Here is a 12,576-nt window from a genome sequence, read left to right on the forward strand (position 1 = left end):
CCTGGACGGTGACCGGGAGGAGTCCGTCATGATCGTCGTACTGATCGCCGTCTGCGAGGTCGGGTTCTGGGTGCTGCTGGCGGCCGGGCTGTCCTGCCGCTACCTGCTGCGCATGCCGCGCACGGGGCTGGCCCTGCTGCTGTGCGAGCCGCTCCTGGAGGTCGTGCTGCTGGTGGCCACCGCGCTGGACCTGAAGGCGGGCGCCGAGCCGAACTGGACGCACGGGCTGGCCGCGCTGTACATCGGGTACACCGTCGGGCACGGCCACCGGACCGTGAAGTGGCTGGACGGCCACGCCGCGCACCGGTTCGGGGGCGCTCCCCGGCCCGTGGGCCCGCCCCGGTACGGGATGGCGCGGGCGCGGCACGAGGGGCGGGTGTGGCTCGGCACGGTCGTGGCGGCGGCCGTCGCGACCGCGCTGCTCCAGATCGCGATCTGGTACGTCGGCGATCCGGAGCGCGTCGGGTCGCTGGAGAACTGGCGGTACGTGGCGTGGCGGGCGGCCGGGATCCACGGGATCGTGGCGCTGACGTACCTGGTGTGGCCCAAGAGGGCGCCGGCGCCGGACCTGACGAAGCGGTGACCTCGGTCGGGTGCCGGATGCCGGGTGCCGGGCTAGCGTTCGCCGCCCGGGACCCACAGGACGTCCCCCACCTCCTTGTTCGCCGTTCTGGCCAGGATGAAGAGCAGGTCGGAGAGACGGTTGAGGTAGGTCGCCGTCAGGGGGTTCATCACCTCGGCGTGGGACTCCATGGCGGCCCACGTCGAGCGTTCCGCCCGGCGGACCACCGTGCACGCCTGGTGCAGGAGGGCCGCGCCGGGGGTACCGCCGGGGAGGATGAAGGAGCGGAGCTTCTCCAGCCGTTCGTTGAAGCGGTCGCAGTCCGCCTCCAGCCTGTCGATGTAGAACTGCTCGACGCGCAGGGGCGGGAACTCCGGATTCTCGGCGACCGGCGTGGACAGGTCCGCCCCCACGTCGAACAGGTCGTTCTGGACGCGGGAGAGGACCCCGACGATCTCCTCGTCCAGGCCGCCGAGGGCGATCGCCGTGCCGATGGCCGCGTTCGCCTCGTTGGCGTCGGCGTACGCCGAGATCCGCGGGTCGGTCTTGGCGGTGCGGCTCATGTCGCCGAGGGCCGTCGTGCCCCGGTCGCCGGTCCTGGTGTAGATGCGCGTCAGATTGACCATGGCGCCAGCGTAGTTACGCCCCGGCCCTCCGGAACACCCGTGTGCCCACCGTCACGGCGAGCACCGCGGAGCCGGCGGCGACCGGGCCGCCGTACCCCGTCGGGGCGGTGGCGCACGCCGGCCCTCCTCGACCGCATGGAGGACCCTTTGGGCGGGAAGGGCCTCAACTACGCCGTACGGGCGGCCGGCTGAGCCGCCCGGTGTGATGTCCGTCAGATGAGACGTGACGCGCGTTACTTACCGGTCACACGGCACCCCACGGGCGCTAGGGTCCGCCGGAGGGACAACCCGGCCGGCCACGGGACACGCGGTGCGGGGCTGTCCCGCGATGTCAACACCAGTCCTTCCGGCCGGCCCGTTCGCCGGCCGGGGTCCGGGGTCGCGCGGCGGTGGCCGCACCGGGACGCGGCCCCCGGAAGAAGCAGCAGGGAGTCGGACAGTGGCAGGGAAACTCGCCGTCATCGGAGCCGGGCTCATGGGTTCCGGTATTGCCCAGGTCGCCGCACAGGCGGGCTGGGACGTCGTCCTGAGGGATGTCACCGACGAGGCGCTGACCCGTGGCACCGACGGCATCAAGGCTTCGTACGACCGGTTCGTGGGCAAGGGGAGGCTGGACGCGGACGCGGCGCAGCAGGCGCTGGGCCGCATCACCGCGACCACCGACCTGGACGCGGTCGCCGACGCCGACGTCGTCGTCGAGGCGGTGTTCGAGAAGCTGGAGGTCAAGCACGAGATCTTCCGCGCGCTCGACCGGCTGGTGAAGGACGAGACCGTCCTGGCCTCCAACACCTCCGCCATCCCGATCACCAAGATCGCGGCAGCCACCGCGCGGCCGGAGCGGGTCGTGGGCGTCCACTTCTTCTCGCCGGTCCCGATGATGCAGCTCTGCGAACTCGTCCGCGGCCACAGGACGAGCGACAGCGCGCTCGCGACCGCGCGTGAGTTCGCCGAGTCGGTCGGCAAGACCTGCATCGTCGTCAACCGGGACGTGGCGGGCTTCGTGACCACCCGGCTCCTCTCGGCGCTCGTCGTCGAGGCGGCCAAGCTGTACGAGTCGGGCGTGGCCACCGCCGAGGACATCGACCTCGCCTGCAGACTGGGCTTCGGGCACGCCATGGGACCCCTGGCCACCGCCGACCTCACGGGTGTCGACATCCTGCTGCACGCGGCCGGCAACATCTACACCGAGACCCAGGACGAGAAGTTCGCCGCGCCGGAACTGATGCGCCGGATGGTTGACGCCGGTGACATCGGACGCAAGAGCGGGCAGGGCTTCTACACGTACTGATCCGCGTACCGGTCCCGTGAGGATCCCGAGCCCGTCACACCGCCGCGGTGCGGCCCTGTCACCCGTCGGGGTTGAATTGGGTATCGGTTCGCTCACGGAGGGCAACTTCTGCCCCGGTGCGCCAGTCAGTCCTGACATCAGGACACGACGCAAGACGCCGAAGGCGCCGTCACGATGAGGGCGCCGCGTACGAACACGCACTCTCGGGGAGCGCATATGCACATCAGGGGCGACCACGTCGAGCTGGTCGTCGGGGGCCGCCTCGACGTCCGCAGCGCGGCGGACGCCCGTACGGTCCTGCACTCGGCCGTCGACGACGGAGCCGGCGACCTGGTGCTCGACCTGTCAGAGCTGGACTCCTGGGACGCCACCGGACTCGGTGTCATCATGGGGGCCCACCGGCGGGCGGGGCGGTGCGGCCGGAGGCTTGTGCTGCGCGGTGTCCCGCCGCAGATGCAGCGCCTGCTGGTGGCCACCCGCCTCCACCGCATCCTGGCCGTCGAGGGCGGTATCGGGGTCGAGTCGCTGCCCCGGGTGTGACGCCCGGGACGTGACGCCCGGGACGTGACGTCCGGCCGGGTCGCCGGCCGCCTCCGTGCGCGGCCCGCGTCGCTGCCGCAAACGGCGAAGATCGGATGGGAAGCGGCGTACGAAACCCGTACCCGGCGAACAATCCTCACGAAGCTGTGACGTCTCGGACGGCGCGGTACCCCGTGTGTTCGTAGATACTGTGCGAAGGTTTAGGGTTCGGCTGCCCGCGTCTTCACGAACCCGTGCGGGGGCACCGGACCAGAAGCGACAGCGCGGTGTGCGGCAGGCCGGGAGGGGCTCGGCACACGACGCTTTTGGGGGGCTAGAACCTATGGACCCGACAGACCGGGAACCCGAAGAGTACGGACGCGACGACGGCTCGGCGTCACGACAGCGCCCGCCGCGCGATCAGCTGACGCACCCGCTGGGGCAGGGGGGCGCCCAGCACACACCCGCACCGGTCCGCACCGTGCGACTCGTCACGGGCGACCACCTGCTCACCGTCAATCCCGTCGACGGCAGCGAGATCGAGCTCTGCCCGCCGGGCGAGCGGCCGCCGCGGCCCGTGAAGTTCGGCGCGGCCGAACGGACCGAACTGACCCGCGCGGGCCGCCCGACCGTACCGCCCGGGGCCCCGCAGCCCAGACTGCCGCTCCTGGAACGCCAGGAGGAGCGCGAGCGGCTCGTACGGCTGCTCGCGCGCGGGCGCTCCGTACGGCTCACCGGGCCCTCGGGCTCGGGCCGCACCGTGCTGCTGGACGCCGTCGCCGACGACTGCGCGGACCTCGCGCCCGACGGCGTGATCCGCCTCAGCGGCCACCGCCGCACGGCCGACGATCTGCTGCACGACCTCTTCGCGGCCGTCCACGACGCTCCGCTGCACCGGCCGGAACAGGACGAACTGCTCGCGCTCGTCCACGACATCGGCGCGGTCGTCGTCCTGGACGACGTGGAGTTCGGCGGCACCGCGCTCGACGGCCTGCTCGACGCCACGCCGGAGTGCGCCTGGCTGGTCTCCGCGACGCCCGCGACCGCCGCGCCGTCCCCCGACTCGCTCCTGGAGGAGGTCCTCCTCGGCGGCCTCGGGCGGGGCGGCGGGCTCGAACTGCTGGAGCGTGTCGTCGGCCGCGTGCTGACCGAGGAGGAGGCCAACTGGGCCGGCGACCTCTGGTTCGAGTCGGAAGGGCTTCCGCTGCGGTTCGTGCAGGCCGGTGCCCTGCTGCGGCAGCGCGACCAGCTGCGCGCCGCCCCGGAGGCGTTCGAGGAGTCCGGCCGTTCACGTTCAGAGGGCGGATCGGACAGACCGGACGGATCGGACGGACCGGACGAGTTCGACGACGCGGCGGACGCGCCCTTCGGCGCCGGGGACGACCACCACGTACCGCTGCCCTCGCTCGCCGAGGGGGCCGCGCCCGCCGCGCTGCTCGCCTCCCGGCTCAGCGAGTCGGCCCGCGCCACCCTGCGCTTCGCCGTCGCGCTGGGCGGCGAGGTGCCGCACCAGGCCCATCTGCCCGCCCTGGTGGGGCACACCCACGCGGACGCCGCGCTCGCCGAGCTCGTCGGCTGCGCGCTCGTCACCCCGGTCGGCTCGCACTACCGGCTCGCGGCCGGCGTGCAGACCCAGCTGGAGGCCGCCGGGTACGCGTCCGACGCCGAGGAGACGGCCCGGGCCGCCGCCCGGCACTACACCTGGTGGGCCGGACACCCCTCCGTCGCCCCGGAGCGGGTCTGCGCCGAGGCGGACGCCGTGCTCGCCGCACTGGCCGCCCTCGTGCCGCTCACCGTGCCGCCGGGCGGGGACGGTGAGGACGGCGAGCACGCGCCCGCGGTCGGGCTGGCCCGGGCGGCCGCGCCCGCGTTCGCCGCGGGACTGCACTGGAGTGCCTGGGAGCGCGCGCTGCGCTCCGGGAGCGAGGCGGCCCGGCTCGCGGGCGAGGTCGCGGACCAGGCCTACTTCCACCACGAGCTGGGCGTCCTCGCGCTCTGCGGCGGACAGCTCGACCGGGCCCGCGCCGAACTGGAGGCGTCCATCGGCCTGCGCGGCGCCCTCGCCGACAAACGGGGCACCGTCGCGGGCCGGCGCGCCCTCGCCCTGGTCGCGGACCGCTCGGGCACCGTACCGCTCGTCGGCGGCGCCTTCGCGGGCATCGGCCCGACGGCGGGCGAGGAGGTGTCCGACGCGCGGTACGAGGAGTCGGCGTCGCCGCCCGGCGGTGTACCGGCCGGGTTCGGGGCGGTCCCCTCGCTCCAGGGCCCCGGCGAGCCCGCCACCCTGATCACCCACCGCGACGGGCCGGTCTCCCCGGCCAGGACCGGTGCGGCCGGTGCGGTCGGCGGAGCGGCCGCGGCCACGGGGGCGGCCGGGGCCACGGGGGCAGCCCGGGTGACCGGGACGGCCGGGACCGGCGGAACCGGGAGGCTCAGGGGCCTGGTCCACGGCACCCGGCGCAACCTGGTGGCCGCCGGGGCGGGCGCCCTGCTCGCCGCCGTGCTCGGCACGGTGGTGACGCTCGGCGCGACCTCCAGCCCCGACGACAACGCCCCGGCGGAGAAGGTCGGCAGCGGCCCGTCGGCCAGCGCGGGCGAGGACGACGGCGGACTGGGTGCGGACCGGCCGAAGAAGGGCAGCGGCGACGCGGACTCGACGAGCCGCCCGGCCGACCCGGGCAGGGACGGGGTCATCGGGACCTCGGACGATCCCGAGCCCAGCCCGACCGGCGAACCGTCGCAGGACCCGAGCGGATCGAAGGACCCGAGCCCGAGCGCGTCCTCGTCGGAGCCGCCGCCCTCCACCCCGGAGCCGTCGCCCTCGACGACGAAGCCGCCGACCGGTTCGACACCGCCGGCCAGCCCCACCCCGGACCCCACGCCGACCGGGAGCGAGCCCACGGGGGAGCCCAGCGAACCGCCGCCCTCCACCCCGCAGACCTCGGACTCGGCCGGCGGCCCCGCGTCCAGCCCCGTCGCGAGCGGCTCCGCGAGCAGTTCCGCGAGCGGCCCGGCGGAGGACGGCGGCACACCGGACACACCGGTGATCTGAGGCACGGCAGACGCGGCAGGCACGGCAGACGCGACGGGCGCGCCCCCGAGGGGACGCGCCCGTCGCGTTCGCCGTTGCCGTCAGAACAGCCGCAGCTTGTCGTCCTCGATGCCGCGCAGCGCGTTGTAGTCGAGGACCGTGCAGCCGATGCCCCGGTCGGTGGCGAGGACCCGCGCCTGGGGCTTGATCTCCTGGGCCGCGAAGATGCCGCGCACCGGCGCGAGGTGCGGGTCGCGGTTCAGCAGGTCCAGGTAGCGCGTCAGCTGCTCCACGCCGTCGATCTCGCCGCGCCGCTTGATCTCCACGGCGACGGTCCCGCCGTCCGCGTCACGGCAGAGGATGTCGACCGGGCCGATGGCCGTCATGTACTCGCGGCGGATGAGGGAGTAGCCCTCGCCGAGAGTCTCTATGCGGTCGGCCAGCAGCTCCTGGAGGTGCGCCTCCACCCCGTCCTTGATCAGGCCGGGGTCGACGCCGAGCTCGTGCGAGGAGTCGTGGAGGACCTCCTCCATGGTGATGATGAGCTTCTCACCGGCCTTGTTGACGACGGTCCAGACACCCTGGTCGTCCCCCGAGCCCTCCTTCAGGGTGCAGGGCGGCGACATCCAGTTGAGGGGCTTGTAGGCCCGGTCGTCCGCATGGATCGAGACACTCCCGTCCGCCTTCACGAGGATGAGGCGGGGGGCGGACGGGAGATGGGCGGTGAGCCGGCCCGCGTAGTCGACGGAGCAGCGGGCAATGACGAGACGCATGGTCGGCAACGCTACTCGACCGGCACGGGTCGGCGCGATCCGCCCGCAGGGCCCGCCGGGCGCTGCTTCCCCGCTCGTCCCCGTTTCCCCGGATAAGCCCCGTTCGCCGGTGGCCGGTTGTGTGCACGTCGGGCCCCCGCCGTGTGCGCGATGTCCTGGTGCGGCCACGAACAGTTGCCTACCGTGTGAGCGGGAGGTCGCGATGCGTGTACCGAGCGTGTTTGACATCGCTGTCTCCCGACCCGTCCGTCAGCCCCCTCTGACGAGGGGGTGCGAGAGGAGAACCCATGTCGCTGGACGTCTCACCGGCCCTACTCGAAAAGGCCGAGCGAGGCGAGGTCGACGAAGCGGAATTCGTCGACTGCGTCCGGAACTCCCTGCCCTACGCATGGGAGATGATCAGCTCCCTGGCGGTGCGGCTGAAGGTGGACGGCGGCAACTTCGCCGACAACCAGACGCCTCCGCCGGACGAGCAGGCGCGGGGCCAGCTGCTGCGCGCCCTCGCGAGCGACGCGATACGAGGTGCCTTGCAGCGCCACTTCGGGGTGCGGCTGGCCTTCCAGAACTGCCACCGGGTGGCGGTGTTCCCGCTGGACGGCTCGGTGGACGACACCCTGGCCCGCTTCACCTCGGTGCGCAGCCAACTGCTGAACCAGTCCCCGGAGTTCCGGGACTGCTGACGCGGTGAGCCCGCACGGCCTGCTGCTCCGTACGCGGGAGGTGTTCTGTACGGGAGCGGCAGGCTCCCCGCGGTCCGGGCCCCCGGGTCCGGACCGCGGGCCGGCGGAGCCGGGCCGTCGCGCCCGTCGCCGGGCGGGGCCGGCTCACCGCAGCCGTGGCAGTACCTCGCCCCCCAGCCGCCGTACGTTCTCCTCCGTGGCCGTCAGGTCGCCGGAGCCCTCCACGAGGAGCGCGAAGCGGGTGATGCCCGTGCGCTCGGAGGTCGCCGCGAGGCGGTCCGCGCACAGCTGCGGAGTACCCACCGGGTGCAGTCCGCACAGGAGTTCGGTGTAGGCGAGGGGATCGCGCATCGGGCGCTTCCGGCCGTCCACCGTCACATGCGCCTCCAGTCCCTGCCTCAGCCAGCCCGGCACGGCCTTCAGGAGCGTCTCGACGGCGTCCGTCCGCCGGTCCGCGATCTGTGCGACCCCGGCCGACACATGGGGGGCGCCCGTGATCTCGGCGGGGGAGCGCCCCGCGGCGCGCGCGTGTGCACGCCACAGTGCGACCATCCCGGCCTTCTCCTCGTCCCCCACGTGCATGCCGAGCAGCATCGGCAGCCCGCGCTCGGCGGCCGTCCGCACGCTCGCCGGCGAGGTGCAGGCGACGACGACCTCGGGGCCCGTACCGCCCGTCAGGGCCTCCGAGGGCCGGGGCACCACGGCGACCTCGCGGAAGGCGAAGCGCTCGGAACCGCCCGCCACGGACGGCTCGCGCAGCCAGCGCACCAGCAGATCGAGTGATTCCGGGAACCCCTTCTCGTACGCCTCCAGACCCGCCCCGAAGACCTCCAGATCGACCCAGGGCCCACCGCGCCCCACCCCCAGCGAGAAGCGCCCGCCCGAGACGACGTGCAGCAGCGCGGCCTGCTCGCCGAGCGCCACCGGGTGCGCGGTGGGCAGCACGCTGACCGCCGTGCCCACCCGGAGGCGGCGGGTGCGACCGAGCAGCAGCGCCGCGAGCGTCACGGCCGACGGGCACGTCCCGTACGGCACGAAGTGGTGCTCCGCCAGCCACACCGCGTCGAGTCCGGCCTCCTCGGCGACCTCCGCCGACCGCACCGCGCGGTGCAGCGCCTCGGCCTGCCCCTGACCGGGGAACTGTGCGGCCAGAACGAAACTTCCTACACGCATCGCACTCCTGCCTCCTTGTGCCGACGCTCCTCCCCCACCTCGCATAACCGTCCGACACGTGCCAAAGACACGGCTTGGCGGGGGGATTGGCGGATTGTCTGCAGAATGAGCTGATTGTGCGGGTGATCTGAGGTGATAGGTGACGTACGCGTACCCCTGGGCGCTCCGCGTAGGCTGGATGCGGCCCGTGCTCCCTGTATAGCCCCGTGAGGTGTCCCGTGTCCCCGCGCCGCAACCGTCCCCATGCCGCCGGCTCCGGCCGGCGCGCGGACGAGGATCCGTCCGACCGGTACGGCGGCTGGCAGTCCACGGAGAGCTGGCGGGGCGAGCCCTGGAGCGTGCGGCACGTGGCGGGGGCCGGCGCGCAGGGCAAGACGTACCGCTGCCCCGGCTGCGACCAGCAGATCCCCTCCGGTGTCCCGCACGTGGTGGCATGGCCCGAGCACTCCGGGGTGGACGAGCGCCGGCACTGGCACAAGGCGTGCTGGAACGCGAAGGACCGCCGCACCACACGGGTGCAGCGGTCCCGGAACGCGCCGAGGTTCTAGTCCCAGGGCGAGGTTCCAGCCCCACGGCCGGAGCGGGTACGCCCGGCCCGGTTCACACGTCGCGCCGCTCCACGAGCACGTAGGCGCCCGCGACGGCGGCGGCGGTCAGACCGGCGAGCAGGGCGAGCTGCGGGGTGCCGGTCCCGGCCTCGGCGTCGATCCGGAAGATCCTGGCGAGCGCGTTCGGCGCGTTGTAGTCCATCATCTTCTCGCCGATNGCGCGTTCGGCGCGTTGTAGTCCATCATCTTCTCGCCGATCGAGCGCAGGCTGTCGGAGATCATGAGGAACGCGGGCAGGATCGCCGGCACCAGCACCAGGCCGAGCATCGCGGTGATCGCGCCCGCGGAGTGCCGCAGCATCGAGCCCACGGCGAGCGCCAGCACGCCGAGCAGCGACACGTAGAGCGCGCCCTTCAGGACGGTCCCGGTCCAGGAGACGTCCGACACCCCGCTGTGCATGCCCGACGTGACCAGGCCGACGAACCCGATGGCGAGGACCGACACGGCGAACGCGACGAGGAAGAAGACCAGCAGCTTGGCGGTGAGCACCCGGTGGCGCTGCGGGGAGGCCGTGAACGTCGTACGGATCATGCCCGTGCCGTACTCCGACGAGATCACCAGCACACCCAGGGTGATCAGGCAGATCTGCCCGAGGATCAGCCCGAAGAAGGCGGGGATCGTGTAGGGGACGTCCACGTAGTCGCTGCTGTCCGTGTTGGCGGCGACGAGGAGGCCGATCCCCACGACCAGGAGCAGGAAGACGCCGAGCGTCCACATCGTGGAGCGCACCGACTTGATCTTCGTCCACTCCGAGGCGAGCGCGTGCCCGAGGTGGGTGCGGGTGACCGGGATCGGCGAGGTGTACGAGGTCCCGGGCGCCGACTGCCAGTTGGGGGCAGGGGCGGCCTGCTGGTGCGTCTGCGGCTGGGGCGTGCTCATCGGGCGTCCTCGGGCTTGGTCAGGTCGGGGGCGGCGGAACCGGCGGGCTGGGCGGGCGCGGGCTGGGCGTACGGGTTGGACACCGCGGCGCCCGGGACGCCCGGGGTGCCGTAGGGGCCCGCCGGCGGCTGTCCCTGGGGCATCCCCTGGGGCATCGCGAACGGCTGCCCGCCCTGCTGGGGCGGCGGCGGCGCGTACCAGCCCGGCTGGCCCTGCCCCGGCACCGGCGGCTGCGGTACCGCCCCCGGCGGCAGCTCCTGCCGCAGGCCCGCCCGCTGGTCGGTGGTGGAGCGGTAGTCGACGACGCCCTGCGTCATCCGCATGTACGCCTCCTCCAGCGAGGCCTGGTGCGGGGAGAGCTCCCACAGGCGTACGTCCGCGTCGTGCGCCAGGTCGCTGATGCGGGGCAGCGGCAGCCCGGTGACGCGCAGCCCGCCGTCCTGCTCGGGCATCACCTGGCCGCCCGCCTCGGTGAGCGCGGCCGTCAGCTTCTCGCGCTGGGCGGGCTCGGTGTCGGGCGTGCGCACCCGCGCGAAGTCGGCGGAGTTGTGCGAGATGAAGTCGCGCACGCTCATGTCGGCGAGCAGCTGGCCGCGGCCGATCACTATGAGGTGGTCGGCGGTGAGGGCCATCTCGCTCATCAGGTGCGAGGAGACGAAGACGGTACGGCCCTCCGCGGCCAGCGACTTCATCAGGTTGCGCACCCAGAGGATGCCCTCGGGGTCGAGCCCGTTGACCGGCTCGTCGAAGAGCAGCACCTGCGGGTCGCCGAGCAGCGCGGCCGCGATGCCCAGCCGCTGGCCCATACCGAGCGAGAAGCCCTTGGAGCGCTTCTTGGCCACGTCCTGGAGCCCCACGACACCGAGCACCTCGTCCACCCGGCGGGCGGGGATGCCCGACAGCTGTGCCAGGCACAGCAGGTGGTTGCGGGCGTGCCGACCGCCGTGCACCGCCTTGGCGTCGAGCAGCGCGCCGACCTGGCGCGGTGCGTTGGGCAGCCTGCGGTAGGGGTGGCCGCCGATCGTCACCCGCCCGGCGGTGGGATTGTCGAGCCCCAGGATCATCCGCATGGTCGTCGACTTGCCCGACCCGTTGGGGCCGAGGAAACCGGTGACGGAGCCCGGCCTGACCTGGAAGGAAAGGTTGTACACGGCCGTCTTGTCGCCGTAGCGCTTCGTCAGGCCGACTGCCTCGATCATTCTCCGCACCCATCGAAAAGGTTCAGGACGTCGGGGCACATGCCCCCCGTAAGGGTTAGGAGGATATCGGGGCGCTGACGGTTCCCTTCAAGACCGGGTAAAAAATCGCGCCCCACACGTCCCGCCCGTTCGGGAAGGAGCTCCGTAAGGGGCGCGGGTGGACTGCGCGACCAGCCACGGCCGGTCCGCAGTCCACCCGCGCCCCGTACCGAACGGGAGTGCGGGTCCGCGCCTAGCGGGACTGCTGAGCCGGCACCCCGCGGGAGATCGGCTCGTCCTCCGCCGGAGAGCCCGCGGCGGCCACGGCCGCCCCCGTGAGCGTCGCCAGCATCTCGCGCACGTTCGTCAGCTGGGCGTTGATCGAGTCGCGCCGGTTCGTCAGGGCCGCCAGCTCCCGCTCGGACTCCGAACGGATCCGGTCCGCCTTGGCGTTCGCGTCGGCCACGATGTCCTCGGCCTGCCGCTGAGCCGTCTCGACGGTCTGGCGCGCACGCCGCTCCGCGTCCGTGCGCAGCTTCTCGGCCTCCAGCCGCAGCTGCTCCGCACGGTGCTCGATCTCGGCGAGCCGCTTCTCGGCCTTGGCCTGCCGCGACGCCAGGTCGCGCTCGGACTGCTCACGCCGCTTGGCGAGGTTCGTCTCGAAGTCGGCGGCGGCCTGCGCGGCCTTCGCGCGGGTCTCCTCGAAGAGGGCGTCCGCCTCCTCACGCTTCGACTGCGCGTCCTTCTGCGCCTCCTGGCGCAGCTGGGAGGCGTCGGACTTGGCCTTCTCGACGATCCGGACGCCTTCGTCCTCGGCCTTGGACTTGCGGTCCGCGGCGAACGACTCCGCGTCGTTGCGCACCTGCTGGGCCGCCGACTCGGCGAGCTCGCGGTGCTGCTCGGACGCGCGTCGGGCCTCCTCGCGCAGGTCCTTGGCCTCCTCCTCGGCGAGGCGGAGGATCTTCTCCACGCGGGCGCCGAGACCGGCGTACGACGGCTCGGCGTCGCTTACCTGGGCCTGGGCGTTCTGCGTTTCGAGGTGGAGTTCCTCGATGCGCTTCTCGAGAGCAGTGATACGGGCCAGAGCGCTGTCACGGTCGGAGACGAGCTTCGAAATGCGTTCGTCCACCTGAGCGCGGTCGTACCCACGCCGCACAAGCTCGAAGCCGTAGGGGGAAGTGTCGCTCATGGGGTTCCTGTCGAATGAGACCGGTGAGGTGATAGGTGGAATCCTAGGGGCCAGAACGGTGTGTCATCGA

At 72.9% G+C, this 12,576-nt stretch carries 13 protein-coding genes; 6 read left to right on the plus strand and 7 right to left on the minus strand.

Annotated features, from left to right (window positions below; translation table 11 throughout):
* The first annotated feature begins 28 nt into the window (after positions 1–28).
* Positions 29–583, plus strand: coding sequence for a hypothetical protein (locus KM933_RS02365; protein WP_221348122.1), 555 nt, complete (start codon positions 29–31; stop codon positions 581–583).
* A 32-nt stretch (positions 584–615) separates the two neighbouring features.
* Here the strand turns inward: KM933_RS02365 and KM933_RS02370 are convergent, their stop codons facing one another.
* A complete protein-coding gene (locus KM933_RS02370; RefSeq protein ID WP_221348061.1) occupies positions 616–1,188 on the minus strand; it encodes a cob(I)yrinic acid a,c-diamide adenosyltransferase in 573 nt (190 codons plus the stop codon).
* Between the two features lie 439 nt (positions 1,189–1,627).
* Here KM933_RS02370 and KM933_RS02375 point away from each other — a divergent pair, with 439 nt between their 5' ends.
* From KM933_RS02375 to KM933_RS02385, 3 genes are all read left to right on the plus strand, one after another.
* Entirely contained in the window at positions 1,628–2,476 is an 849-nt protein-coding gene (locus tag KM933_RS02375) for a 3-hydroxyacyl-CoA dehydrogenase family protein (RefSeq protein WP_221348062.1), read from the plus strand.
* 216 nt (positions 2,477–2,692) lie between these two features.
* The gene (locus KM933_RS02380) at positions 2,693–3,016 is read left to right on the plus strand and encodes an STAS domain-containing protein (protein WP_221348063.1); all 324 of its coding nucleotides are present in this window, start codon (positions 2,693–2,695) and stop codon (positions 3,014–3,016) included.
* Between the two features lie 322 nt (positions 3,017–3,338).
* Positions 3,339–6,047: an ATP-binding protein gene (locus tag KM933_RS02385; protein ID WP_221348064.1), complete on the plus strand. Its 2,709-nt coding sequence runs from the start codon at positions 3,339–3,341 to the stop codon at positions 6,045–6,047.
* An 80-nt stretch (positions 6,048–6,127) separates the two neighbouring features.
* Here the strand turns inward: KM933_RS02385 and nucS are convergent, their stop codons facing one another.
* The gene (nucS, locus tag KM933_RS02390) at positions 6,128–6,799 is read right to left on the minus strand and encodes an endonuclease NucS (RefSeq protein WP_221348065.1); all 672 of its coding nucleotides are present in this window, start codon (positions 6,797–6,799) and stop codon (positions 6,128–6,130) included.
* Between the two features lie 287 nt (positions 6,800–7,086).
* Here nucS and KM933_RS02395 point away from each other — a divergent pair, with 287 nt between their 5' ends.
* The gene (locus KM933_RS02395) at positions 7,087–7,479 is read left to right on the plus strand and encodes an SCO5389 family protein (RefSeq protein ID WP_221348066.1); all 393 of its coding nucleotides are present in this window, start codon (positions 7,087–7,089) and stop codon (positions 7,477–7,479) included.
* Between the two features lie 144 nt (positions 7,480–7,623).
* Here the strand turns inward: KM933_RS02395 and KM933_RS02400 are convergent, their stop codons facing one another.
* Complete coding sequence (locus tag KM933_RS02400) at positions 7,624–8,652, minus strand: LLM class flavin-dependent oxidoreductase (RefSeq protein ID WP_221348067.1); 1,029 nt, start codon at positions 8,650–8,652, stop codon at positions 7,624–7,626.
* 218 nt (positions 8,653–8,870) lie between these two features.
* On the opposite strand from KM933_RS02400, the gene KM933_RS02405 reads away from it, so the two are divergent.
* Positions 8,871–9,200, plus strand: a complete 330-nt coding sequence (locus KM933_RS02405; RefSeq protein ID WP_221348068.1) for an ATP/GTP-binding protein — start codon at positions 8,871–8,873, stop codon at positions 9,198–9,200.
* 52 nt (positions 9,201–9,252) lie between these two features.
* Here the strand turns inward: KM933_RS02405 and KM933_RS02410 are convergent, their stop codons facing one another.
* The 4 genes from KM933_RS02410 to KM933_RS02425 form a co-directional block, all read right to left on the minus strand.
* A complete protein-coding gene (locus tag KM933_RS02410; protein WP_221348069.1) occupies positions 9,253–9,405 on the minus strand; it encodes a hypothetical protein in 153 nt (50 codons plus the stop codon).
* On the minus strand, positions 9,402–10,139 hold the full coding sequence (locus tag KM933_RS02415) for an ABC transporter permease (protein WP_221348070.1): 738 nt from the start codon (positions 10,137–10,139) through the stop codon (positions 9,402–9,404). Before KM933_RS02415 ends, KM933_RS02410 begins: the two co-directional genes overlap by 4 nt.
* The gene (locus KM933_RS02420) at positions 10,136–11,338 is read right to left on the minus strand and encodes an ABC transporter ATP-binding protein (protein ID WP_221348071.1); all 1,203 of its coding nucleotides are present in this window, start codon (positions 11,336–11,338) and stop codon (positions 10,136–10,138) included. Before KM933_RS02420 ends, KM933_RS02415 begins: the two co-directional genes overlap by 4 nt.
* Positions 11,339–11,570: 232 nt before the next feature.
* The gene (locus KM933_RS02425) at positions 11,571–12,506 is read right to left on the minus strand and encodes a coiled-coil domain-containing protein (RefSeq protein WP_221348072.1); all 936 of its coding nucleotides are present in this window, start codon (positions 12,504–12,506) and stop codon (positions 11,571–11,573) included.
* Positions 12,507–12,576: the final 70 nt, after the last annotated feature.

The organism is Streptomyces beigongshangae, from assembly GCF_019710745.1.
GTDB lineage: Bacteria > Actinomycetota > Actinomycetes > Streptomycetales > Streptomycetaceae > Streptomyces > Streptomyces beigongshangae.